Origin of the sequence: Chroococcidiopsis cubana SAG 39.79 (genome assembly GCF_003991895.1) — a bacterium.
In the GTDB taxonomy this organism is placed as follows: Bacteria; Cyanobacteriota; Cyanobacteriia; order Cyanobacteriales; family Chroococcidiopsidaceae; genus Chroococcidiopsis; species Chroococcidiopsis thermalis.
The window spans coordinates 13,372-38,138 of sequence record NZ_RSCK01000008.1 but is presented as its reverse complement, the minus strand read 5'-3'; the positions used below and the strand labels follow the sequence as shown (position 1 = coordinate 38,138).

The window sequence follows — 24,767 nt, the reverse complement described above, 5'->3', positions numbered from 1 at the left end:
GCTAGTTTTTTTGATTGCTACGTAGACTAATTAAGATTAAAGGCTGATGACATGGCAAATATCTTTGGTACGAACTTAGACGATACCTTAACTGGTACAGATAGCAACGACAGAATCTATGGCAAAGCTGGAAAAGATTTTATTGATGGGAACAAAGGCAACGATCTCCTTTATGGTGGAGCGGGTGACGACTCTCTAAGTGGTGGAGATGGTAACGATACCTTATGTGGTGACGAAGATAACGATTCTCTGGGGGGTGGCAGCGGTAATGACACGTTGTACGGTGGCAGTGGCAATGACAAGCTATACGGTGGCGACGGAAACGACACCTTACAGGGAGGCAACGGCAATGACTATATAGAGGGTGGATTTGGTGAAGATGTCATCTATGGTGGTCAAGGCGACGATGTAATAGTAGGAGATCTCGACGATTATCGAATCAGAACTGGTGACAGCGATCGCATCTATGGCGGTGCTGGTGACGATTCGATTTACGGTCGCTATGGTAACGATTCGATTTATGGCGATGATGGCGACGATCTCCTGGCTGGCGATGGCTATGGAGTCATTTCTGGTCCTGATTATGGTGTGAGAAAAGACGACAACGATCGCATATATGGAGGTAATGGCAAAGATATATTAGTTGGCGAGTTCGGGAGTGATGTTTTAGATGGAGGATCTGGGGACGATCTCTTGATTGGTGCTGGTGGTGGATGGTTACGCGGTACTGTTGATTCCAGCCGTGGCGATTCAGAGAAAGATGTTTTAACAGGAGGATCGGGAAAAGATACATTTGTCCTTGCAGGTAGTGGCGGAAGACCTGGTTCAGGAACTTACTATGAAGCAGGGGATAGCTACGCTTTGATAACTGACTTCAATAAGTATGAAGATACAATCTTTTTGGCAAAAACCAACCGCCCTGTAACTGAATCTCAGTACATAATTGAATACAGTTTGGGCGCAGCACCGGAAGGCTTGCCAGCAGGCACGGCAATCTATGCAAATAATGTAGGAGAAACCCAACCAAATCTGATTGCGATCTTGCAGGGTATTTCACCCGATTCTATAAATCTGAATGCGTCCTACTTCAAGATTAGCGACGAGTACGTTCGGTATAGTTAATTGCTGTCTGTGAGTGACATTTGTATGGACGCACGGCTGTGCGCCCATACAGAGCGTGTGTTTTACCCAATTGAAAACTGCTCTGACTGTACGATCGCCTACCTCGATCGCGTACCATCATACGACAAGAGTTATTTTGTGTTAGAGCGCGGCGATCGAGTACATTATTGGGTAAAGCTAGGGTGACAAACCCTAAAGTTACGCTGCCGATCCAAAATTTGATAATGCAAGAGGACATGAATGCACGCGGAATAATACTACAACCTGGGACGCTACTGGATAGGGCGATCGCAATAACCCAACATGCCCTTGAACGCGGGGCTCTAGTCACCATTCCCACCGAATATCAGTTTGTAGAACAGCAAGGCGTGCGTTTCCTGGTCAGAACAGCCACCAATCTCAATCGCAAAGACGAGGCAAAGCAAAAACAGGATCGGCAAAATGCTACGACTGATAAAGACTTTAATCCCTTTCTACCCTACGATAAAAACTTATACGTAGCAGACATCTCCGAAACTCATGTTTGTTTGTTAAACAAATTCAATGTCGTCGATTGTCACCTGTTGCTAATTACCCGCGCCTTTGAAGAACAAGAAGCCTTACTAACTCTCGCTGATTTTACTGCCATGTGGGTATGTCTGGCGGAATTTAACGGACTGACATTCTATAACGGTGGCAAGACAGCAGGCGCAAGCCAACGTCACAAACATTTGCAGATCGTTCCCCTGCCACTCACACCCGCAGATTTTCCTCAAATTCCCCTCGAACCTTTGTTGGTAACTACTAATCGCGGTACAGTCGAAACTCTACCCAGCTTGCCTTTTGTCCATGCTTTCGTACAACTAGAACCAATTCAAACAAAATCTCCTCAAGCAGCTGCCACAGTAACGCTCAATTATTACTACCAAATGCTCAATGCAGTGGGGCTAAAGCATGACATCGGCTCGAAGAACATCCAAGCAGGAGCTTACAACTTGCTCGTAACGCGCCAATGGATGCTGCTGATTCCCCGTTCCCAAGAAAGCTTTGAGTCGATTGCCATCAACTCTTTGGGATTTGCTGGCACAATGTTCGTGCGTAACGATCGACAAATGCAAATCTTAAAAGAATTAGGACCGATGCGCGTGTTGAGTCAGGTGGGAATATTGAAAAGCGAGTCGGGAGTCGGGAGTCGGGAAGAAGAGGACAAGGGAGACAAGGGGGACAAGGGGGACAAGGGGGACAAGGGGGACAAGGGGGACAAGGGGGACAAGGGGGACAAGGGGGACAAAGGAGAAGAGAGCTGAGGGAGCAGAGGAGACTAGGAGCAGAGGAGCGATAACTAACAACCAACAACCAACAACAAATTTCCCACACCCCACGTCCCACACCCTTTCTTCACTGATAACTGACAACTGATAACTGACAACTGAATATATCTATCGTAGGAGAGATTTATTCAGAGTGGCTGTCTCCCTTAAGTTAAGTTTTAGAGGGAGCGATGTTTCTGTCGGCGTTGGAGTGAGCAGTAGAATGGTGACACTGTTTTGGCATAGCAAGCGATCGCTTTCAACCTGAGACAGAAACATATGGCTAACTTGCGTCACAGTCAATTACTAGTAAGAGTTGCTAGCGCGATCGCGTTTGGTGTTGGCTGTCTAACTCTGATTGGCTGGATATTTGATATTGCCATTTTCAAAAGCGCGATTCTAGGCACAGCCACGATGAAAGCTAATACAGCCGTGGCTTTTATTTTAGCTGGCGTGTCTTTGTTTGTTCGCAATGGTAGGGGCACACAGCTGTGCGCCCCTACTAGAATAACGACTCCCGACTCCCTAATTGCCAAGATTTGCGCTGCTGCTGTCGCCTTAATTGGTTTGCTCACTCTTTGCCAATACATATTTAATTGGAATTTGGGGATTGATGAGTTGCTGGTTCGAGATTTACCGTTGTCTCCAGCAAATCCTTATCCTGGTCGCATGGCAGATAATACTGCTTTGAATTTTGTGCTGCTAGGCGGGGCGCTGTGGCTGTTGGCTGTTCGATTCCCCCAACCGCCCTTACAAAGGGGGGCAAGTCAATCCTCCGTTCCCGGGGAGACAAATCCACCTGTTCCATCTCACCTATCAAGGGAGACAAACCCACCTTTTCCACCCCCCTTTTTAAGGGGGGCAGGGGGGGATCGCATTTTCTTGGCTCAAGCTTTAAGTCTTGCTGTTATTTTAATTGCCTTACTTGCTCTCATAGGATATGCCTATGGCGTAGAAGTTTTTTATCGGTTTATTGTCTACTCCACATCAATGAGTTGGCACACGGCAATAATTTTTCTCTTGCTCGGTGCAGGTACGTTGTTGGTAGATCTCGATCGCGGTTTTATGGCAGTTGTCACAAGCGAATTGAATGGGGGCATAGTTGCGCGTCGTCTGATTCCTAGCGCGATCGCAATTCCAATAATTTTGGGTTGGCTGATTTTGCAGGGATACCGCTGGAAACTCTACGATCCAGGTTTCGCGATCGCACTGCTGGTATTATTGCTAATTGCGGTCTATATCAGTGTAATTTGGCACAATGCCAGATCTTTGAACCGAATAGATCGCGATCGTCAACGCACAATAGCCACTTTACAGGAGAGTGAAGCCAAGTTTAGAAGGCTAGTAGAATCAAATATCATTGGCATCTACTTTGGTGACTTTAGCGGGCGAATTTTTGAAGCCAATGACGCTTTTCTCTCCATGATGGGGTACACCCGTACCGAGTTGGAAGCAGGAAAGCTATATTGGAATCGCATGACACCACCAGAGTATGAAGCATTAGATCGACAGAGAGTCGCAGAAATTCAAGCATATGGTGCTTGTTCTCCCTTTGAAAAAGAGTATATTCGTAAAGACGGGATTCGCGTGCCGATTCTGCTTGGTATTACTCAAATTGAGGGTGGAGAAAACGGCTATAGTGCTTGCTTTGTGATTGACTTGACAGAACGCAAACAAGCTGAAATTGCTTTATGTGAAAGTGAAGAACGTTTTCGCCGTGCTGTTGTCAATGCACCATTTCCAATCGTTATCCATGCCGAAGATGGCGAAGTCGTACAAATTAGCCAAGCTTGGACGGAATTATCCGGTTACACTGCTGATGAAATTCCCACAATTGCAGCTTGGACGGAAAAAGCTTATGGAGCAGCGAAAGATACAGTTAAAGCAAGCATAGAGCGCTTGTACAGCTTAGACAGAAGGCTAGAAGAAGGGGAATTCTCAATTACTACCAAGCAGGGAGAAAAGAGGACTTGGGATTTTAGTTCTGCTCCCTTGGGTCGTCTGGCAGATGGTAGACGATTGGTTATCAGCATGGCAGCTGATGTGAGCGATCGCAAGTTGACAGAAAATGCATTGCGTCAGAGTGAAGCTAGATTACGACTATTTGTCGAATCAGATGTCATCGGCATTTTATACGGAGACATTCATGGCGGAATAAATTATGCCAATGATGCCTTTTTGCACATTATTGGTTACACTCGTGCCGATTTAGAGGCGTGTAGAGTGCGCTGGAACGATCTGACTCCCCCAGAATATTTACCATTGGATGCTGAGAGAATTGCCGAGGCACGAACTAAGGGAACTTGTACGCCCTATGAAAAAGAGTATATTCGCCAAGATGGAACGCGGGTTTTTGTGATGCTGGGTTATGCCTTGCTGGGGGAAAATCGGGAACAGTCAGTCGCATTTATTTTAGATATTAGCGATCGCAAACATGCTGAAATCGAACGCGATCGCTTTTTTACACTTTCCTTAGATATGCTTTGTATCGCTGGGTTAGATGGTTATTTTAAGCGGATCAATCCTGCGTTTGAAACCATTCTCGGCTTTACTCAAAAGGAAATTCTTCAGACACCATATATCGATTTGATTCATCCAGAAGATCGAGAAAAATCTCTTGCTGAGGTCGAAAAACTCTCAACTGGAGCTATTACTATCAACTTTGAAAATCGTTTTTTATGTAAAAATGGTTCTTACAAATGGCTGATTTGGAGTTCTGTACCCGATGTTGAATCAAAACTGTTATATGCAGTGGGACATGATGTCACCGAACGCAAACATTTAGAACACAAACTGCGCAAACAAGCAGAAGTTCTGCATAAACTGAACGCAACTTTGGAAGAAAGAGTCAGGCAGCGCACGGCACAACTTGAAGCCGCTAACCAAGAATTAGAATCTTTCTCCTACTCAGTCTCCCACGATCTCCGCGCCCCATTGCGTCACATTGCCGGATTTGTCGATCTGCTACAAAAGCGCATTAAATCCAACACCACGCTAGATGAGACAAGTCAGCGCTACCTCAATATCATTGTGGACACGACTCAACTAGCTGGCAAGTTGATCGATGACTTATTATCCTTCTCCCGCATGGGACGCATGGAAATGCGCTTTACCAATATTGATATGAATTTACTGGTGCAGGAGGTATTGCAAGAACTAGAGTTAGAAACTAAGAAACGCCAAATTTCCTGGCAGATTAAAGCCTTACTGAGCGTTCAGGGCGACCCGGCAATGTTACGGTTAGTATGGCGGAATCTGATTGAAAATGCGCTTAAATATACTAAGTTAAACTCGCAGACAGAAATTACTATTGGGAGTCAAATTTTATCAGAGTCTCAGGAGGTGGTATTTTTCGTAAGAGACAACGGTATCGGTTTTGATATGCAGTACGTAAATAAATTGTTTGGAGTGTTTCAACGCCTGCACAGCGACCCCAACTTTCAAGGTACGGGAGTAGGATTAGCTAATGTTCAGCGCATCATACACCGTCATGGCGGGCGAGTATGGGCAGAAGGAGAAATAGATAAAGGAGCAACGTTCTTCTTCTCGTTACCAAGACTGGGAGTGAGGGGTGGAGAGTAGAGAGCGAACAATGGAATTAAAGCGCATTCTCCTGGTGGAGGACAGCATTAACGACGTAGAGTTAATCCTGACTGCCCTAGCAGAAAACCATTTAGGTAACGAAGTCGTCGTTGTCCGCGATGGCGAAGAAGCTTTAGATTATTTGTACCGCCGAGGCGTGTATCGATTGCGACGTGAAGGCAATCCCGTTGTGGTGCTACTCGATCTAAAACTACCAAAGGTTGATGGGATAGAAGTTCTAGGGCAATTGAAAGCAGATAGATTTCTGAGAACCGTGCCTGTAGTGATTTTGACTTCTTCCCGCGAAGAACAAGACTTAACTCGCTGTTATGAATTAGGTACAAACGCTTATGTAGTTAAACCAATTGATTTTCGTGAATTTGTGGGTGCAATTCAAGGTTTAGGGCTGTTTTGGGCAATTATTAACGAGCCGCCTCCTGGTTCACTGTCTAACGCTCGTAGCGATCGACCAAATCAAGGAATAGAATGATGTCACTCAAGTTTCTGATTCTAGAAGACAGCATACTGGATGCAGAACTGATTACTGCGTTACTTGCAGAAAGCGAGATTGAGTGCGAATCGATTCAAGTGAAGACCCGTTCGGAGTTTCAAGTGGCACTCGAACGGGGTGGGTTTGACTTGATTCTGTCTGACTATTCCTTGCCTGGTTTTGATGGCATTTCTGCCCTGGGCATGGCTCGACAGCTCTGCCCAGACGTGCCATTCATTTTCGTGACAGCCACAATGGGCGAAGAAGTGGCAATTGAAACCCTCAAAGGTGGTGCAACTGACTACGTACTGAAACAACGCTTAGAACGCCTGATTCCTGCCGTAGAGCGATCGCTACGCGAAGCAGCAGAACGTCGCGCCCGTGTTGTTGCCGAAGCAGAACTCAACCGTCGCGAAGAAGAATTTCGCGCTTTGGTGGAAAATTCTCCCGATATTATTGCTCGATTCGACCGAGATTTGCGTCATCTGTACGTGAATCCGGTAGTCGCACAAGCTACAGGCAAGCCACCCGAAATGTATGTTGGAAAAACTCATGCTGAAGTGGGTGTATCACCAGAAATTTGTACGCTTTGGCAGTCGAGTTTGCGCCAAGTCTTTGCAACTCAAAAAGAAGACTTTTTTGAATATGATTTTCCCGCACCGGGCAATGGCATTCGTTATTACCAAACGCGAGTCGTACCAGAATTTAATCCAGACGGTTCGGTGCAAACCTTACTAGCAATCACCCGCGATATCACCCAGTCCAAACTTGCAGAACAAGCATTACGAGCGCGAGAAGCTCAACTGCAACAGCAAGCCGAGGAACTTAAACGAGCAAATCAAGTTAAAGACGAGTTTTTAGCCGTACTGTCCCACGAATTGCGATCGCCCCTCAATGCAATCCTGGGGTGGGCGAAATTATTACGGACTCGTAAATTCAGCCCTGAGATTTTCAACCGCGCCCTAGAAACGATCGAACGTAACGCTCAATTACAGACTCGGTTGATTGAAGACTTGTTAGATATCTCGCGCATCATTCGCGGCAAACTCACCCTCAATCCCCAACCTATCAATTTAGAAACAGTCATTACCAATGCTTTAGAAACCGTTGGTCTCTCAGCTCAAACTAAGTGCATCGAACTAGTGTTTGAGGGAGCAGGGAGTCGGGAGTCGGGAGTCGGGAGTCGAGAAGAGAGACAAGGGGGACAAGGGGGACAAGAGGGAACTCGGGGACCCCACGACCGAAGGGAGTGGGGATTAGGGGGCGAAGGGGGACAAGGAAGCAATTCTAGCCACCAGCCACTAGCTACTAGCCACTCTCAATTACCAACTACCAACAACCAACAACCAATCGTCTTAGGAGATCCGAGTCGGTTGCAGCAGATTGTTTGGAATCTCCTTTCCAATGCCATCAAATTCACTCCATCCGGCGGGCGCGTAGAAGTGAAATTGCAATTATCAACAGTAGCGCCCACAACAACTATCAGGGAGCAGGGAACCTGGGAGTGCAGGGAGCAGGGGGAAGAGGGCAGAGGAGCAGAGAAGCAACAACTATCAACCGTCAACTGTCAACCTTCACAGAGTTTAGCGTTAGCGTCTACGATCGACAACCAACAACCAACAACTAACTACGCCCAAATCGCAGTTACAGATACCGGAATTGGTATTAGTGCTGAATTTTTGCCCCATATATTCGATTATTTTCGCCAAGCAGATGCATCGATTACTCGCAGTTATGGCGGTTTAGGTCTGGGTTTAGCAATAGTACGTCACTTGGTAGAACTGCATGGGGGAACAGTCTGCGCCGAAAGTCTAGGAGTCGGACAGGGAGCAACATTTAGAGTTATGTTACCCCTGCTAGAGACAGTAGAATTCGGAATTCAGAATTCGGAATTCGGAATTAATGACACCCAACTCCCCTGTACGGGCGCACAGCCGTGCGCCCGTACCGACTCCCGACTCAACAACATACAAGTATTAGTCGTAGAAGACGATCGCGATACGCGAGAATTTTTAGCACTGACTCTAGAAGAATATGGGGCGCAGTCAATCGTCGTTGATTCGGCAGTAGCAGCACTAGAAGCGTTGGAAAAATCGCTACCAGATATTTTAGTGAGCGATATTGGGATGCCAGCCACAGACGGCTATACATTTATCCAGAAAGTCAGGACATTACCTCCAGAACAAGGCGGAAAAATTCCTGCGATCGCCTTAACAGCATATGCTAGAGAACAAGACCGCGATCGCGCGATCGCCGCAGGTTTTCAAATTCATCTTGCCAAACCAGTCGTTTCCGATGAATTAGTAGAAGCGATCGGGCAATTAATCAGTGACCAGTGACCAGTGACCAGTGACTAGTTATCAGTTAACCAACAACCATCAACCATCAACAAATATAGAGATAGAGATAGAATGATTTTCTGTTCTCTTTGCGCAACGTCCTTATGTCTGCCACTCCTGCCGCACCTTTTTCCATTGAAGAAATCGCTGCTGAAGGCATTAAGCCGGAAGAATACGAAGAAATTGTCAGAAGACTGGGACGACACCCTAATAAAGCAGAGTTAGGCATGTTTGGTGTGATGTGGTCGGAACATTGCTGTTACAAAAATTCTCGACCGCTATTAAAACAGTTTCCTACTACTGGTAAACGCATTGTGGTAGGACCAGGCGAAAATGCAGGTGTTGTCGATTTGGGTGACGGGCTGCAACTGGCTTTTAAAATTGAATCGCACAATCACCCTTCAGCCGTAGAACCATTTCAAGGGGCTGCAACTGGAGTCGGAGGCATTCTGCGCGATATTTTTACGATGGGGGCGCGTCCCATTGCCTTACTTAACTCTCTGCGCTTTGGTTCCTTAGATGATGCTCGTACCAGACAGCTATTCAACGGTGTGGTTGCAGGAATCTCTCATTACGGTAACTGTGTGGGAGTCCCCACAGTCGGGGGAGAAGTTTATTTCGATCCGGCATACTCTGGTAATCCCTTAGTCAATGTGATGGCATTAGGATTGATGGAAACGCCGGAGATCGTCAAATCGGGAGCATCTGGTACGGGGAATCCAGTTTTATATGTCGGTTCCACCACCGGACGCGATGGGATGAAAGGAGCGAGTTTCGCCAGTGCAGAATTGAGCGAAGAGTCAGAACAAGACCGTCCCGCCGTGCAAGTGGGCGATCCGTTTTTAGAAAAATCTTTAATTGAAGCTTGTTTAGAAGCATTTAAAACTGGAATTGTCGTTGCAGCCCAAGATATGGGTGCAGCAGGGATTACCTGTTCGACATCCGAAATGGCGGCTAAAGGCGGGGTAGGCATTGAATTCGACCTCGATCGAATTCCCGTGCGCGAGACGGGCATGGTTCCCTATGAATATCTGCTCTCGGAATCTCAGGAACGAATGTTATTTGTCGCCCACAAGGGTAGAGAACAGGAATTAATCGATATTTTCCACCGTTGGGGACTTCATGCTGTCGTGGCTGGTACGGTAATTGAGGAGCCAATTGTCAGAATTTTATTTCAGGGCAAGGTAGCTGCTGAAATTCCTGCTAACGCATTGGCAGAAAACACACCCCTCTACCACCGAGAAATATTGAGCGAACCGCCAGAATATGCCCGTAAAGCTTGGGAGTGGCAGGCTGAATCTCTACCAACCTGTACCATTGCTGGAATTAACATCCAAGGTCAGCACCAAAATTGGAACCAGATATTACTAACTTTACTCGATACCCCAACGATCGCCTCTAAACGTTGGGTTTATCGTCAATACGACCACCAAGTCCAAAATAATACAGTCATCTTTCCCGGTGGTGCAGATGCCGCAGTTGTCAGATTGCGCCCATTAGAAGAATTCAAAAGTCAAAAGTTAAAAGTCAAAAATGATTCCGAATTCCGAACTCCGAATTCCGAATTCTCCAAAGGCGTAGCCGCCACAGTCGATTGCAACCCGCGTTACGTCTACCTCGATCCTTATGAAGGTGCAAAGGCAGTTGTTGCAGAAGCCGCCCGTAATTTGAGCTGTGTAGGGGCGGAACCAGTTGCGGTGACAGATAACCTCAATTTTGGTAGTCCTGAAAAACCAATTGGTTATTGGCAACTTGGCGAAGCTTGTCGCGGTTTAGCAGAAGCCTGCCAAGAATTTCAAACCCCCGTAACTGGCGGAAATGTCTCCCTGTACAACGAAACCTTCGACTCTGAAGGCAAGCCACAACCAATCTACCCTACTCCCGTAGTCGGGATGGTGGGCTTAATTCCCGACTTATCTAAAACCTGTACCCAAGGCTGGCAAACCGAAGGAGATATTATTTATCTTCTGGGACTTCCACTGAAATCTAAAATCACACTGGGTGCATCCGAATATCTTGCCATAATTCACGGCATAGTCGCCGGAAAGCCACCCCAAGTAAACTTTGACCTCGAACGGCGCGTCCAAGCTACCTGTCGAGAAGGCATTCAACAAAGTTGGGTAAAGTCAGCGCACGACGTTGCTGAAGGTGGATTGATAGTCGCCCTTGCCGAAGCCTGCATCAGTACTGGATTGGGGGCTGAAATTAACCTGGGGTTAACCGACGATTTACCGCAACGCTGGGATGAAATTTTATTTGGTGAAGGTGGGGCGCGAATTTTGGTTTCCGTCTCACCACAACATCAACAAGTCTGGGAATCCTATTTAGCAGAGCAACTGGGAGATAACTGGCAAAAACTCGGTCATGTCGGCAGTCCTACCCAAGATTTACAGGTTTTCACAACCGACCGACAGGCAATTATAACCGCTACGATTGAGATGATGCGCGATCGCTTTTTCAACGCTATCGAACGGCGGCTATCTGACTCAGCTACCCTGCCGTAGCTAAGTGACAAAAAAATAATTGACCAAAATCTTGCTCTTAACAAAATTTATGACGATACTGTTGTATGTATCTTGATTAACATTTTTTTAAGTATTAGTTAATGTTTTCAAACTCATGAGTTTGGATTATCTAGTTCGCCAAGTCAATTCCACAAAGTCAACTCGCCGCTCAGGAGCAACACTGTAGCATGGATTTCTACCAGCCCACTTCAGGAAGTATGCAGGATGTAAGTCACAGTATGGACATGCGATCGCTTCATCCTTCAGAACCCTCTGACAAGCAAGAAGAAGCTTGCGGCGTTTTCGGCATTTACGCACCCGCAGAGGACGTTGCCAAACTTACTTACTTCGGTTTGTACGCCCTACAACACCGAGGGCAAGAGTCAGCCGGAATTGCTACGTTTGACGGCACGACAATTCACCTACACAAAGAAATGGGGCTGGTTTCTCAAGTCTTCAACGAGTCAATTTTGCAACAAATGCCTGGTAGGATGGCAGTCGGTCATACCCGTTACTCTACTACTGGCTCTAGTCGGGTAGTGAACGCCCAGCCTGCGGTGGTCGAAACTCGCTTAGGCAGTTTTGCTTTAGCACATAATGGAAATTTAGTCAATACTAAAGCTTTACGAGACGAATTACTCCAGCGGCAGTGTAACTTTAACACGACGACAGACTCAGAAGCGATCGCCTTTGCGATCGCCGAAGCAGTTAACGATGGCGAAGATTGGTTAGATGGGGCAATTACCGCTTGCAAACGCTGCCACGGCGCTTTTAGTTTAGTGGTCGGAACCCCAGCAGGGTTGATGGGAGTGCGCGACCCGAACGGCATTCGTCCCCTTGTCATCGGCACGTTGGGCAACAATCCCCATCGCTACGTTTTAGCTTCTGAAACCTGCGGGTTAGATATTATTGGTGCAGAATACCTGCGAGACGTAGAACCAGGCGAACTAGTATGGATTACTGAGGCAGGCATAGCCTCCTATCACTGGGCGCAAGAACCCCAGCGCAAACTATGCATCTTTGAGATGATTTACTTTGCCCGTCCAGATAGCGTCATGCACAATGAAAGCTTGTACACCTATCGCTTGCGATTGGGCAGACAACTGGCAAAAGAATCTCTTGTGGAAGCAGATATGGTCATGGGCGTACCTGATTCCGGTATCCCCGCCGCAATTGGCTTTTCTCAAGCCTCTGGGATTCCCTATGCCGAGGGGTTGATTAAAAATCGCTATGTTGGGCGCACCTTCATCCAACCAACTCAAATGATGCGCGAGTCAGGCATCAAAATGAAACTGAATCCCCTCAGAGATGTCTTGGCTGGAAAACGAGTCATCATCGTTGATGATTCTATCGTGCGCGGAACGACCAGCCGCAAACTCGTTAAGACACTACGCGAGGCGGGTGCAACAGAAGTGCATATGCGAATTTCCTCCCCTCCTGTCACTCATCCCTGTTTCTACGGCATTGACACGGATAATCAAGACCAGTTGATTGCTGCGACTAAATCAGTGGAAGAAATTGGCAAACAAATTGAAGTCGATTCCCTTGCCTACCTCAGTTGGGAAGGAATGCTGTTAGCCACAGGAGAAGACCCTAATAGTTTCTGTTCGGCTTGTTTCACAGGCGATTATCCCGTCGCCGTACCCGAACTGCTGAAGCGTTCTAAGTTGATGCTGGAAAAGTCGTCGGTTTGATCCAAAGGCAGTAGAGACTTTCTGTGGAAAGTCTCTACTGTATACATTCATTTGAACGGGCGATCGCAGCAGCCAGGTTTTTTATTGCCTGCATTTTTCGATAAGCCAGAAGAGTTTATAGCAATTCTCGATTGTGTGGATAACATTTGTAGGGGCGCACAGAGAAAGCGCCCCTACCAGACGTGTATTGCATCCAATTGAAAACCGCTATAGACGATACATGTAATGTCTCTACATGTTAACTATCAAGCCATTCTAATATTTGCGCATTGACCAATTCTGGAACTTCATCGTGAGGACAATGACCAGCATTAGGAATGGGAACAATTTCAACATTGTGCCCCTTCTCCTTTACTTGTTGAAAAATCTTAGCACCAGTAATTGGTGTCCAAGGATCGTCCGCACCCCAAATCACCAAGAGAGGATGCTGGACGTTCGGTAAAAGTTCTGCAATGGTGGGACCAGGAGGCGCAGCTAAAATGGAAGCAAATACTTGTTGCGCTCCGGGGTCACAGGAAGGCGCATGTAAAATATCTACTAGTTCATCTGTTACGGCTTCTCGGTTGCGGTAAACCTGAAGTAAAGTCCGGCGAATCTGGGGCTTTTGGCGAACCCGATTGAAAATAATTTTTCCCGTAATTTGAGAACGTACCAAGCGATTAAACGCCGACATCACCACTCGTAAAGGTGGATTGAGTTCGTGGGGACGGTGAGATAATCCCCCCGCACAGTTAATTAAAATTCCCCCAGCAGCTATCTCTGGATGGTTGGCAACTGTCATCAAGCTTAGCAACGCCCCAATCGAGTTACCGACAAATACCGTAGGCTTTTGAATGTGTTCCGTCCAAAAATCTTTTAGTAGTTCTTGCCATACTTCCATCGTATAGTTGAGTGGCGGCTTATCAGAACCACCAAAACCAAGTAAGTCTATGGCAAAGACTCGATAACCACCAGCCGCCAACGCGGGGATATTTTTGCGCCAGTGACCGATTGAAGCACCGAAGCCATGTACGAGCATCAAGGGATTACCCTCGCCCATGACGGTATATTGAATCTTGTAGCCTTGCCAGTGCCAAATCTGTTTCTCGATAGATGCCGTCGATGCTAGCTGCGGAGTAATCACGAGGGGGTATGAAGATTTATGAATGGTTGTCTTTATAGATCGTACATATTTTTGCTAGACACGCCAGCGCTGAGCGTGGAGAGTAGCGCCAAGTACCAGCAATTATTGCTGTAAGAGAATAACTTGTTTACGGTGATGCACGCTCGAATTAAGCTAAATCCCAATCGTTATTTTTTTTATTGACCGAACCTCATGAACAGACGCGATTTATTGATTTTATCTGCTGGTGTTGCTACTACACCTCTACTGGTACAGGTAGGCAAGGGCAACGCTCAAACCAAACCTACAGCCAAAGGCGAAACGGTTACTTTGGGTAAAGATTTACAGGGATATTACGTTCGTCCTCAAGGCAGCGGCACTTTTCCCGCCATCATGGTTTTTATGGAAGCATTTGGCTTAAACCCAAATATTAAAAATGTCTGCGATCGCTTTGCCCAAGCAGGCTATGTTGCCCTTGCCCCCGACTTCTATCATGGCGATGTTTATGACTACAAGGATATACAAGCAGCAGTAGCCAAACTCAAATCTTTAAATGACGACACCGTAATGGCTGAAGTCGGACAAGGTTTAGACTTCTTAGCCAAACGCCAAGAGGTAGCTGCCGATAAAATTGGCGTGACGGGTTTTTGTATGGGTGGCAGACATGCATTTTTAGCCAATGCCGCTCACGCCGCTCGGCTTAAAGCAGTAGTAAGTTTTTACGGTAGTGGCATCGCCGTGGACAGAATAGGGCGGAAGCCCCTACTAGATCGAGTTGATGCCATGCGATCGCCCATTATGTTAATTTACGGCGCGGATGATGAGATGATAGCCGCCGACGAACATGCCCGTATTAGCCAAGCCCTTTCCCAAGCCAAAAAACGTTATATTCTCACCGTCTTTCCCAACGCCGGACATGGCTTTTTAAGCGATCGCCGCGATAGCTACGCCGCTGCCCCAGCCAAAGAAGCATGGGAAATGACTATGAATTTCTTTCAACAGTATTTGAAATGATAATGGGTAATGGGTAATGGGTAATGGGTAATGGGTTGATGGTTGATGGTTGTTTGTCGCTCCTCTGCTTCCTCTGCCCCTCTGCCCCTCTGCCCCTCTGCTCCCTCAGCTCTCTTCTGCGACTCCCCTTTAGCCCTTTTTATACAAGTATGTAGTTTAACTAGTTGCACACTATGCTGTTGCTCCGCTAGCCTAACTAAATTAGTCTAGCTGTCCGATTTATATGGAAGTAATACACCCTTACTGTGCGGGTTTGGATGTCCAGAAAAAAGCTGTACTGGCGTGCTGTATTACCTCAAACTCAAAAGGAGAGAGGGTAAGTCAGACGCACAGCTTCAACAATAAAGTGCCGGACTTACTAGCTTTATCTGATTGGCTAGGAAGCAATGGCGTGACTCATATCGCATTAGATATTACTGGTGAAGACTGGAAAACGGTTTATCACATTCTGGAGGCTAATTTTAGCGTTTTAGTTGTCAATGCCCAGCGGATCAAAGATGTGCCAGGACGTAATACCGATACGCCGGATTTTGAATGGCTAGCCGAATTGCTGCGTCATGGTTTGATCCGCAACAGTTTTATTCACCCCGTACCGCAAAGAGACTTACGAGACTTGATGCGCCAGCGTCATTTCTTAGTCAAAGAACGCCTGAGTGTGGTCGATCGCCTTTACAAAGTTTTAGAATCAGCCAACGTTAAACTCGTATCTATGGTTAGCGATATCATGCACATCTCTGCCCGTGCTTTACTAGTGGCGATCGCCGAAGGAGAAACGAATACTTCTAATGTCAGCGATATCGCGATCGATCTACGCCAGCAGCAGCCGCAGGATTCCTATTTTCAACCCGTGCGATCGCACCATCGGTTCCTAATTGCCAATCACCTAAATCACATTGATTTTCTCGATCGGCAGATTGGCATTTTTAATGACAAAATTGCTGAATACGTGCAAAAGCGAATCGTTCGCATCACAACTTCTGGCACGAATCAAGTACAACCATCCACCCATGCTACTGCTAACTCCGTGCAAACTGCCAAACTCATTCCCAGTTGGGAAGAGGCTTTAGCAGCTTTCTTAAACGGAGGTAGAATCTAAAAATTTTAGATTTGAGATTTTGGATTATAGTCCGAGCAATGGCGTTCTCTTAAAAGTTTGCTGTTGAGGATGCTTGCTGTCGCTCGGCAATCCACAATATCTGCTGAAATAATTTCTCAATACCTTCAGTTCCAACATCAATTCCAACATTTAGTCACCATTTGATTGACCAAATCAATTTAGAACTCAAAGTTAATTTTGACTTTTGACTTTTGGAGCAGCAACTTGACTGGAGGTGTCTACGTAATTTTTCAGGGACACTCAATGAAAGCTTGGCTATTATAGTAGCGACCATTACCCAGGTGAGGGGTGTTTGCTATGGCTCGCTACACTTGTTCGTTTACAGTTGCAGATGATGTAGAGTTTTTGCGCCAATTATTGAGTCAAGTTTTGCACTCGTGCCATTTAGATATTCAACACGATAACAGCGATTACATGATGGCGCGAGAACGTCTGGGTCAAGTCTCGTTTTCAAAGCTAGTCAAGGTGGAAGCACTCATCGATAAAACTACCGCTACTACCTCAGCAACACGGGTAGATTTGATTGTCAAAAATGAAGAACTACCACTTCAAACAGATAATCACTGCTACCAAATATTTAATTTAGTCAAGCAGGCGATCGTAGATAATTGCCAATGGCAGTTAGTAGAAACTGCGGTTTAGTCGATTCAGATCGAAGCCTTCTACCTTCTGCCTTCCTGCATGAGTTTGCATCCAGGTTGCTGTTTTGCGAATTGGTCTAATCGTCAAAATCTGGCATCATATTGGGTCCAATCAGCGTCACGTCATATTCATCTAGTGGCGCTGAGGGAATAGTATCGCGTTTGAGGAGATAGTAGATTGCCCGTACCCTCGGACCAAAAACAACTTCATCCTCATCTTGCAGGTCGTGGACTTGAAGCTTGCGACCGTTAATTAATAATCCATTAGCACTCGGCTTGCCCTTAGCATCACCGTCTACAATTCGATAGAAGGAACTGCCATCCTCCTGTGGCAATCGAACTAAAGTGGCATGGCGGCGAGATACAAACTGTGAAAACAGCCGAATATCGCAGCGGGAGTCTCTACCAATAGAATAAACAGGACCGTCTAAAACAAACTCTTTGCGCCCTTGATCGTCTTCTATAATTAGTAGATGGTTCTGATTGGGTTGTGAAGGCATTGAAAGCGGGTTGTGATTTGTTGTAGGTTTTGACTCTCTAGAATATGTAACCTTTTGAGGTATCCATTACTCAACCACACTCTTGAGTAATCATTCTTGACCTAGTTTAACCTCGATTAGTTGAGATCGAGTCTATTTTTTAAACGACGTAATAACAAGGAGTTACTGACGACACTAACAGAACTAAATGCCATCAGCGCTCCCGCCGCCGCAGGACTGAGGACGAATCCCGATATTGGTAGTAATACACCTGCTGCGATGGGAATTCCGCAAACATTATAAGCAAATGCCCAAAATAGATTTTGGCGAATTTTGTTAAATGTCGCTCTACTAAGATGAATTGCTTCCACAACATCGGTTAATTTCGTTCCCATCAGCACGATCCCAGCCGTCTCCATCGCTACATCTGTTCCAGCTTGCAAGGCAATCCCCACATCAGCTTGAGCTAAGGCTGGCGCATCGTTGATTCCGTCCCCTACCATTGCGACTACTGAGGAGTGAGGAGTGAGGAGTGAGGAGTGAGGGGTAGGGAAATTTTGGATTTCTCCTCTGCTCCTAGTCTCCTCTGCTCCCCTGCTTTCTTGCTTACCTTCCTGAAGTTCTTGAATCACTCCTGCTTTTCCGTTGGGGCGGATGTTGGCAAAGACTTGCTTGATGCCCAGTTGTTGGGCGATCGCACTCGCAACTTCTTGTCTATCTCCAGTTAAAATAATGACTCTCAGCCCCATTTTTTGCAGGCTCTCAACGGTTTTCTTTGCCTCTGGTCTGGGGGTATCCATCACCGCAATTAGACCTGCTAACTGCCCCGCTACAGCAATGTAGATCGTTGTTTTACCTGCGGCTGCAAGTGTTTGAGCTTGGGTTTGCGTGGCTTCATCGATCGCTATTCCCTGTTGAGTCAACCAGTCTTCATTACCCAGGAGTACCTGTTGTCCTTCGACTACAGCAGATACTCCCAATCCTGGTGCGGTATGAAATTCACTCGCTACTGGAATTGATAAACCCTGTTGCTTGGCTACCTGTTGAATTGCTGTCGCCAGAGGATGAATCGATCCGCTTTCCGCCGCTGCTGCTAATTGTAGGAGTGAGGAGTGAGGAGTGAGGAGTGAGGAGTGAGTGGTTAGTGGCTGGTGGCTAGTGGCTAGATCTTCTCCCTTGTCGCTGTCTTCCCGACTCCCGACTCCCGACTGCCGACTCCCGACTTCAATACAATCCGTCACCACGGGACACCCAGTGGTTAGGGTTCCAGTTTTATCAAATACCACTGTGTCCAGTTGGTGTACTCGTTCGAGGACATCCCCACCTTTAATTAACAATCCCCGTTCGGCTGCCATACCCGTACCGACTAAAATTGCTGTAGGAGTAGCGAGTCCCAAGGCGCAGGGACAAGCAACAACCATCACCGCGATCGCTAGTTTTAAACTGAGCAATAAGGGAGAATAGTGCGTAGGAGCGCACGGCTGTGCGCCCGTACAGAAGTGATGCGTGGCGTAGTAATGAGCTAAATGTTGAGTGTGTAGCGAGTGATGCGCGTGATGCCAATCTGTCACAGTTAAGACATCAGACCAAATATGAGTGCCGAAAAAGTACCAAAAGGTAAATGTTAAAGCTGCAACTGTTAGCACGCTGTAGGTAAAATAACCAGCTACCGTATCGGCTAATTTCTGCACTGGAGCCTTACGGGTTTGGGCTGCTTCTACTAATGCCACAATTTGAGATAGGGTGGTATCCTTACCTGTACGAGTGGCGCGAATGGCGATCGCACCCGATTGATTTAACGTCCCCGCTGCTACAGTATCCCCGATTTGTTTCATCACGGGAATCGATTCCCCTGTCAGCATCGACTCATCTACTGTTGTTTGTCCGATCGCCACTTCTCCATCCACGGGAATTTTTTCCGATGGTAAGACTTGCAACCATTCTCCAACACGGACGCGATCGGCAGGAATTTCAATACTCGTATTTTGTCCCTGGGACGTGACTTTTTCTGGATTTGGAATTAATCGTGCAACTTGGGGTTGTAGTGCAAGTAAATTTCTAAATGCGGTGGCGGCGCGTCCTCTGGCTTGTTGTTCTAACGTCCTGCCCAGTAAAATAAATCCCAGCAACATCACGGGTTCGTCAAAGAAGCACTCCCAACCCAGTTGAGGGAAGAGTAAAGCTATCAGGCTTGCCGTATATGCCGTTAGTGCGCCTAAGCCCACTAAAGTATTCATATTCGGCGCGTTGTGACGTAATCCTCGCCAGCCATCTACTAAAATTTCTCGTGCTGGTAGGAGTAGGGTAACTGTAGCTAAACCGCAGTGAAACCAGATATTACTTAAAATCGGTAAGACTGGTCCGCCTAACTCGCTCAAATGCCCGATACTAGAGAGAACGAGCAGTATGGATGCTACTGTCAGTTGTCTCTGTGCCGATCGCATTTTTTGGCGATGCTTTTCTTCAACATCTTCGCCAACGTTTGTTTGTGCTGTTTCCGCTGTCCTTGCTTGCGTTGTAAACCCCGCCGCCGTTAATCTTTCTGCTAAGGCGGCTGGTTCGACTGCACCAGTTTCGCACTCTACAACTGCAACTTCCGTCACCAAATTCACGCAAGCAGAAATTACGCCGGGATGTTGAGATAATTGTTTTTCTACAGTTTTGACACAACCCGCGCACTTCATTCCCTGGACATCCAGAGTAATGCTTTCGGTTGACGTGGCGATCGCGCTAGTATCTACTGGCTGTGGTTCGGTTTTTGGGACAAGTTGCATATGACAACTAAGAGTGACTTGCAAAAAAGGCTCAGTAACCACTCTAGCGTTATTGCCACCAGTAGAGAAAGCCTGCTGATTCGTACAAATTGTTTTTAACCAAATTTAAAGCTTTTTCAAAACTTACAAGCTAAGTTAAATACCAAGAATTTTTCTTTTCGCGGCTTCAAACTCAGCATCATTTATGACACCTTGGGCATGAAGTATTGAAAGAGACTCAATTTGTCTAGCTATCCCAGAAGTTCTATAACCAGATTTTTTGGCTGAGTTATCCGAGTTAGAATTGCTGTCCTTATAAGCTTTTTTAGCAGCTTTTATGGCTTTCTTTGCCGTCATAAATTCTTGCCTTCTTTCCTTTTCAACATAGCCAACTAGCTTTCTACCATCATTTAAAATTACTTGAAAAAAATACTGTTTTTCCCTGTCCCATTTATTGAGATCGCCCATATCGGTCAAATCTAGTTGAGTAATATCAATTGTTTCCCCACAAATCTCGGCTACAACTCGATCTGTGTAGATGTGAATTGTCTGCTTAAAAAAGGCATTTTTACCTATGTCAGACCTAAGTTTGGCTATTGAAAAGTGAAATGCATAGATAGAATTATTCATGATTCCGATAAAATCAACTAAAGTTCCAAGTTTGGAATGAAAAATTTGATTTTTTGATATTAGTCAAAATAGGTATTACCTACCTGACAAGCAGCACTACTATTGCTGGCTATTTCAATAGATAGCGTTCCCAGTTAGCTACTACATGCATCAAAACCATCGCGAATTTAATATTTCTTAAATTTTGCTGACTCAAGCTCTCGGACATAGCAGCATTGGAGCAAAAAGATTGTGCGATCGCATGTAACCTTTTTTCCACACAATACTCAACTCACCTTATGCTACGCTAGCAGCAGATGACCTTAATAGGACAGTAGAGTGATAATCGTACCATGAAAAATCTTTACGAAAAAGACTTTTATCAATGGACGCAACAGACTGTCCAGATGATAAAAGATAAACAATATAATTTGGTAGACTGGGATAATTTAATTGAGGAAATCGAGACTTTGGGCAGAAGCGAAAAAAGGGCAGTAAAAAGCCATTTAGTAATTTTATTAATGCATCTGCTCAAATGGCAATATCAACCAGAACATCGTAGTAATAGTTGGAAAGCTTCGATTCGCAATGCTAGAACTGAACTGAGTGATTTATTACAAGATAATCCGAGTTTAGCTGGCGATTTCTTAGTAGAAGTCTTACCGCTTGTTTATACTAGGGCAAGCGAGCAAGCCGCAGAAGAAACAACAATATTTTTACAGCATTTTCCTATTGAATGTCCCTACAGCTTGTCGCAAATATTGGATTTTGAATTTTTGCCAAGCTGATGCAATTGCCTATACTCTCTTTTCCAAAGTTTTGACTTTTGACTTTTAACTTTTGACTTTCTCAAGTAGCACCACTCCCCAAAATATACAAACTCACCAGCGTCCCACTATTCCACAAACTGTGCAGCAACATTGGTGCTAAAAGATTGCGCGATCGCGTGTAAACTATCCCTAAAATTATTCCCAACGTCATCAACGGTAAAATTTCTGAAAGACTGAGATGAGCTAAGGCAAACAAGAAAGCGCTCAAAATAATTGCCCACCAAACAGACATATATCTGGTAAGAGAAGGTAACAGAAAACCGCGAAACAGAAATTCTTCAAACAAAGGAGCAGCGATCGCGGCAGTAAAAAAGAATATACTCAAAGCTACACTATCTCGTGCTTCCAACGCTAACGATAAGAGCGGATTGCTACCGCCTTGCCCTTGCCACAATTGTTGATTGATAATTGACACGATCAATACCAAAGGCAAAGCAACGCAATACCCACCAAAACCCCATAATATCCAGTTACTTCGCCAGTTAAAACGAAACCAGCCTTCAGGGAGGGGAAAAAACGATTTAATCGATAAATATAAAACTCCCAGCCCTCCCGCAGCTAGTAGTAAGTAATTAACCAAAACGTAGAAAGCCTGAATCCTAATTTGTCCGCCTACAGGCTTGACACCAAGAAATGAAAGTGTTAGGGGAATTAACACTTGTCCCATCAGGAAAAAACCGACAATAAATACTTGCCAAACTATTTCCCCAGTCCAAGGTGTAACCCAAACTGTATCTTCATTTCGAGATAGAACAGATTCTTTGCCTTTTCTCAATCTCTGAGCTATCAAAAAAATCAGCAACCCTAAGCCAGTCACGCCTGCCAACCAGGGTAAACTACCAATAATTGCTAGCTTGACAATCGCTCGTTCGGCTAATTCTTGTTGTGTCGCTTGTAGTTGTGCAAATGCATCTTGTCGTTGCTGAAGTTCGTAGAGACGCAACAAAGCGCGATCGCGAAACCATCCGTCTAAATTAGTTTGAATCAACTGCTGTGCGTCAGGCAACAACCGCGCCGGATTGCTCCACAGTCCGATGAGGGCGTTAGCTGTTTCAATAATTGGGGTGTAGGGTGTGGGGTGTGGGGTGTGGGGTGTCGTAAGTGAAATACTCTCCCCCTGTCCCCCTTGTCCCCCTTGTCCCCCTTGTCTTATCAACTCTTCCCAAGTCTTCACCGCCTCCGCCGTCTTTCCTTGCTGTGCTTGGAGAATTCCCAAGCGTAAGGTGAGTTCGGCGTTGAGTTTTTCTAGTCGAGCGAGCGATCGCTGTGATATAGTCTCTTGGTTAGCACGAGACGTTTCTGTCACTGGTGGAGTGGCAGATTTAGGCTGAGGAGTAGCTGGTGCGGATTCAGGTAGAGATCGCGCTTGTTTGAGTTGTGCTAAAGCTTTCTTAATGTTTTTCTGGGTTGAAGTCTTAGCTTCCTGATATTGCTCGATTGCTGATTCTATGGGCTTATCTCCCAACAAAGCTTTACGAGCATTAGTCAAATCTTTACCCCCACTATCTTGGGGTTGCCACTCGGCAGCACGCAAGAGAAGATTAGTTTCGTAGAGTTCCAAGCGACTTTGAAACTGGGGCTGCTGCCAACTTTGCCATAAAGATGCTCCAGCCAGTAAAACTGTTAACACCGTCAACACACTTAAAACTACCCGCTTAATTGTCATGCCACACTCTAGAATGCGATCGCCCTTCTTGAGCATTATGGCAAGAAACAGCCAGGGGGAAAAATTTTTCCCTAGCGATGGCGATCGCTGCAAGTTAAAATGACCCTGGCAATAAATTTGAATTCTAAACCTTAGCTCTTATCTAAATGACCACTCGTGTTGTAATCGTGCGCCACGGACAAAGCAGCTATAACGCCGAACGTCGCATCCAAGGACGTAGCGATGTTTCAGTCTTAACAGAACAAGGGCGTGAAGATGCTCTCAAAGTCGGCGCAGCCCTTAGCAATCTCAACTTTGCCGCTATCTACTCCAGCCCGCTGCAACGTGCCAGACAAACAGCAGAAATCGTTCGCAACTGTTTCGCCACGACAACACCTCTAACAGTTACAGAACAATTACTAGAAATTGACTTACCCCTATGGGAAAAGCTCACAGTCCATGAAGTCAAGGAGAAATTTCCCACAGACTACCGCTTGTGGCACGAGTTTCCTCACGAATTCAAAATGGAGCTACAAACGCCTCAAGGCACAAAAGAGCATTTTCCCGTCCTCGCCCTCTATCAACAAGCACGGCAATTTTGGCAAGATATTCTCTCCCGCCATGCTGGGGAAACTATCTTAATTGTGGGACACAACGGCATTAACCGCGCCCTCCTCAGTACCGCAATTGGCATTTCTCCCAGCCGCTATCATTCCATCCAACAATCCAATTGCGGGATTAGCGTTTTAAATTTTAAACCCCCCTTCCCGCCTAGTGAAAGTCAGGGTCAAGGCGGTTCCGTACAGCTTGAATCAATGAATCAACTCGCCCACCTGGGCAGAGATGTTTTACCATCTTTCCGACCGAACCATCAAGGACAAAGAATCTTACTGATTCGGCATGGCGAAACCGAGTGGAATCGCCAGACCAAATTTCAAGGGCAAATAGACGTTCCCCTCAATGACAATGGCAGAGAACAAGCCCGTAAAGCCGCAGAATTTCTCAAAACCGTAAAACTCGATTTTGCCTTCAGCAGTCCGATGCTGCGTCCCAAGGAAACAGCCGAAATTATTTTGCAGCATCACCCGGAAACTCAACTGAAGTTATATGACGGACTCAGAGAAATCGGTCACGGACTTTGGGAAGGAAAATTAGAAGCAGAAATCGAACAAACATTTCCAGGGGAACTAGAACGGTGGCGGACAGTACCAGGTGAGGTGCAAATGCCAGAAGGAGAAAATTTACAGCAAGTCTGGGAACGCAGCGTTGTTGATTGGCAGACAATGCTATCTTCGGTCACCGATCGCCCTCAGACAGGTATAGTGGTGGCACACGATGCCACAAACAAAGTTTTGCTATGCCACGTTTTAGGTTTATCCACCGCTCAGTTTTGGAACTTCCGCCAAGGTAACGGAGCCGTGACAGTCATTGATTATCCTCAAGGCTTAAATGGTTTACCCGTGTTGCAAGCAATGAATATTACCACCCACTTAGGCGGAGGCGTACTCGACAAGACCGCAGCTGGAGCGTTGTAAATATCATTGGTCATGAATAAGT

At 46.0% G+C, this 24,767-nt stretch carries 18 protein-coding genes; 12 read left to right on the top strand and 6 right to left on the bottom strand.

Annotated features, from left to right (window positions below; translation table 11 throughout):
* Nucleotides 1-51: 51 nt before the first annotated feature.
* Nucleotides 52-1,122 carry a calcium-binding protein gene (locus DSM107010_RS42100; protein WP_106169104.1) on the top strand — a complete coding sequence of 357 codons (1,071 nt, stop codon included), beginning with the start codon at nt 52-54 and terminating at the stop codon, nt 1,120-1,122.
* Here DSM107010_RS42100 and DSM107010_RS07420 read toward each other — a convergent pair.
* Complete coding sequence (locus tag DSM107010_RS07420; protein ID WP_127022688.1) at nt 1,094-1,360, bottom strand: hypothetical protein; 267 nt, start codon at nt 1,358-1,360, stop codon at nt 1,094-1,096. The two genes, DSM107010_RS42100 and DSM107010_RS07420, sit on opposite strands and share 29 nt — an antisense overlap.
* On the opposite strand from DSM107010_RS07420, the gene DSM107010_RS07415 reads away from it, so the two are divergent.
* The 6 genes from DSM107010_RS07415 to purF all read left to right on the top strand — a co-directional run bounded on the left by DSM107010_RS07415 (nt 1,359) and on the right by purF (nt 13,020).
* The gene (locus DSM107010_RS07415) at nt 1,359-2,408 is read left to right on the top strand and encodes an ATP adenylyltransferase family protein (RefSeq protein WP_241994153.1); all 1,050 of its coding nucleotides are present in this window, start codon (nt 1,359-1,361) and stop codon (nt 2,406-2,408) included. The genes DSM107010_RS07420 and DSM107010_RS07415 overlap by 2 nt on opposite strands.
* Before the next feature lie 282 nt (nt 2,409-2,690).
* On the top strand, nt 2,691-5,993 hold the full coding sequence (locus DSM107010_RS07410) for a PAS domain-containing sensor histidine kinase (RefSeq protein WP_127022682.1): 3,303 nt from the start codon (nt 2,691-2,693) through the stop codon (nt 5,991-5,993).
* Nucleotides 5,994-6,003: 10 nt separating this feature from the next.
* Nucleotides 6,004-6,483, top strand: a complete 480-nt coding sequence (locus tag DSM107010_RS07405) for a response regulator (RefSeq protein ID WP_106166698.1) — start codon at nt 6,004-6,006, stop codon at nt 6,481-6,483.
* Nucleotides 6,480-8,822, top strand: coding sequence for a hybrid sensor histidine kinase/response regulator (locus DSM107010_RS07400; RefSeq protein WP_127022680.1), 2,343 nt, complete (start codon nt 6,480-6,482; stop codon nt 8,820-8,822). Before DSM107010_RS07405 ends, DSM107010_RS07400 begins: the two co-directional genes overlap by 4 nt.
* A gap of 104 nt (nt 8,823-8,926) precedes the next feature.
* Nucleotides 8,927-11,326 (top strand): phosphoribosylformylglycinamidine synthase subunit PurL, encoded by a 2,400-nt coding sequence (gene purL / locus DSM107010_RS07395; RefSeq protein ID WP_127022676.1) that lies wholly within the window; start codon nt 8,927-8,929, stop codon nt 11,324-11,326.
* Nucleotides 11,327-11,544: 218 nt separating this feature from the next.
* Nucleotides 11,545-13,020, top strand: a complete 1,476-nt coding sequence (gene purF / locus DSM107010_RS07390) for an amidophosphoribosyltransferase (protein ID WP_371934097.1) — start codon at nt 11,545-11,547, stop codon at nt 13,018-13,020.
* A gap of 238 nt (nt 13,021-13,258) precedes the next feature.
* On the opposite strand, the gene DSM107010_RS07385 is transcribed toward purF, so the two are convergent.
* A complete protein-coding gene (locus DSM107010_RS07385) occupies nt 13,259-14,143 on the bottom strand; it encodes an alpha/beta fold hydrolase (RefSeq protein ID WP_106169572.1) in 885 nt (294 codons plus the stop codon).
* A gap of 192 nt (nt 14,144-14,335) precedes the next feature.
* On the opposite strand from DSM107010_RS07385, the gene DSM107010_RS07380 reads away from it, so the two are divergent.
* From DSM107010_RS07380 to DSM107010_RS07370, 3 genes are all read left to right on the top strand, one after another.
* A complete protein-coding gene (locus DSM107010_RS07380; protein ID WP_181246494.1) occupies nt 14,336-15,136 on the top strand; it encodes a dienelactone hydrolase family protein in 801 nt (266 codons plus the stop codon).
* A 223-nt stretch (nt 15,137-15,359) separates the two neighbouring features.
* The gene (locus DSM107010_RS07375; RefSeq protein WP_106168975.1) at nt 15,360-16,232 is read left to right on the top strand and encodes an IS110 family transposase; all 873 of its coding nucleotides are present in this window, start codon (nt 15,360-15,362) and stop codon (nt 16,230-16,232) included.
* 318 nt (nt 16,233-16,550) lie between these two features.
* On the top strand, nt 16,551-16,895 hold the full coding sequence (locus DSM107010_RS07370) for a hypothetical protein (RefSeq protein WP_106168974.1): 345 nt from the start codon (nt 16,551-16,553) through the stop codon (nt 16,893-16,895).
* 76 nt (nt 16,896-16,971) lie between these two features.
* Here the strand turns inward: DSM107010_RS07370 and DSM107010_RS07365 are convergent, their stop codons facing one another.
* The 3 genes from DSM107010_RS07365 to DSM107010_RS07355 form a co-directional block, all read right to left on the bottom strand.
* Nucleotides 16,972-17,394 (bottom strand): FHA domain-containing protein, encoded by a 423-nt coding sequence (locus DSM107010_RS07365; RefSeq protein WP_015157263.1) that lies wholly within the window; start codon nt 17,392-17,394, stop codon nt 16,972-16,974.
* A gap of 116 nt (nt 17,395-17,510) precedes the next feature.
* Nucleotides 17,511-20,147 (bottom strand): heavy metal translocating P-type ATPase, encoded by a 2,637-nt coding sequence (locus DSM107010_RS42095; protein ID WP_106168973.1) that lies wholly within the window; start codon nt 20,145-20,147, stop codon nt 17,511-17,513.
* Between the two features lie 135 nt (nt 20,148-20,282).
* Nucleotides 20,283-20,756: an SHOCT domain-containing protein gene (locus tag DSM107010_RS07355; RefSeq protein WP_106168972.1), complete on the bottom strand. Its 474-nt coding sequence runs from the start codon at nt 20,754-20,756 to the stop codon at nt 20,283-20,285.
* 332 nt (nt 20,757-21,088) lie between these two features.
* Between DSM107010_RS07355 and DSM107010_RS07350 the strand changes: the two genes are divergently transcribed.
* Nucleotides 21,089-21,523 carry a DUF29 domain-containing protein gene (locus DSM107010_RS07350; protein WP_106168971.1) on the top strand — a complete coding sequence of 145 codons (435 nt, stop codon included), beginning with the start codon at nt 21,089-21,091 and terminating at the stop codon, nt 21,521-21,523.
* A 61-nt stretch (nt 21,524-21,584) separates the two neighbouring features.
* On the opposite strand, the gene DSM107010_RS07345 is transcribed toward DSM107010_RS07350, so the two are convergent.
* Nucleotides 21,585-23,231: a type II CAAX endopeptidase family protein gene (locus DSM107010_RS07345; protein WP_127022673.1), complete on the bottom strand. Its 1,647-nt coding sequence runs from the start codon at nt 23,229-23,231 to the stop codon at nt 21,585-21,587.
* A 146-nt stretch (nt 23,232-23,377) separates the two neighbouring features.
* Between DSM107010_RS07345 and DSM107010_RS07340 the strand changes: the two genes are divergently transcribed.
* Nucleotides 23,378-24,745, top strand: a complete 1,368-nt coding sequence (locus DSM107010_RS07340) for a histidine phosphatase family protein (protein WP_106170400.1) — start codon at nt 23,378-23,380, stop codon at nt 24,743-24,745.
* The last annotated feature ends 22 nt before the right edge of the window (nt 24,746-24,767 follow it).

Coding starts and splice junctions, on each gene's coding strand:
- DSM107010_RS42100 (WP_106169104.1), top strand. CDS start 52: ATGGCAAATATCTTTGGTACGAACTTAGACGATACCTTAACTGGTACA.
- DSM107010_RS07415 (WP_241994153.1), top strand. CDS start 1,359: ATGAATGCACGCGGAATAATACTACAACCTGGGACGCTACTGGATAGG.
- DSM107010_RS07420 (WP_127022688.1), bottom strand. CDS start 1,360: ATGTCCTCTTGCATTATCAAATTTTGGATCGGCAGCGTAACTTTAGGG.
- DSM107010_RS07410 (WP_127022682.1), top strand. CDS start 2,691: ATGGCTAACTTGCGTCACAGTCAATTACTAGTAAGAGTTGCTAGCGCG.
- DSM107010_RS07405 (WP_106166698.1), top strand. CDS start 6,004: ATGGAATTAAAGCGCATTCTCCTGGTGGAGGACAGCATTAACGACGTA.
- DSM107010_RS07400 (WP_127022680.1), top strand. CDS start 6,480: ATGATGTCACTCAAGTTTCTGATTCTAGAAGACAGCATACTGGATGCA.
- purL (WP_127022676.1), top strand. CDS start 8,927: ATGTCTGCCACTCCTGCCGCACCTTTTTCCATTGAAGAAATCGCTGCT.
- purF (WP_371934097.1), top strand. CDS start 11,545: ATGCAGGATGTAAGTCACAGTATGGACATGCGATCGCTTCATCCTTCA.
- DSM107010_RS07380 (WP_181246494.1), top strand. CDS start 14,336: ATGAACAGACGCGATTTATTGATTTTATCTGCTGGTGTTGCTACTACA.
- DSM107010_RS07375 (WP_106168975.1), top strand. CDS start 15,360: ATGGAAGTAATACACCCTTACTGTGCGGGTTTGGATGTCCAGAAAAAA.
- DSM107010_RS07370 (WP_106168974.1), top strand. CDS start 16,551: ATGGCTCGCTACACTTGTTCGTTTACAGTTGCAGATGATGTAGAGTTT.
- DSM107010_RS07365 (WP_015157263.1), bottom strand. CDS start 17,394: ATGCCTTCACAACCCAATCAGAACCATCTACTAATTATAGAAGACGAT.
- DSM107010_RS42095 (WP_106168973.1), bottom strand. CDS start 20,147: ATGCAACTTGTCCCAAAAACCGAACCACAGCCAGTAGATACTAGCGCG.
- DSM107010_RS07355 (WP_106168972.1), bottom strand. CDS start 20,756: ATGAATAATTCTATCTATGCATTTCACTTTTCAATAGCCAAACTTAGG.
- DSM107010_RS07350 (WP_106168971.1), top strand. CDS start 21,089: ATGAAAAATCTTTACGAAAAAGACTTTTATCAATGGACGCAACAGACT.
- DSM107010_RS07345 (WP_127022673.1), bottom strand. CDS start 23,231: ATGACAATTAAGCGGGTAGTTTTAAGTGTGTTGACGGTGTTAACAGTT.
- DSM107010_RS07340 (WP_106170400.1), top strand. CDS start 23,378: ATGACCACTCGTGTTGTAATCGTGCGCCACGGACAAAGCAGCTATAAC.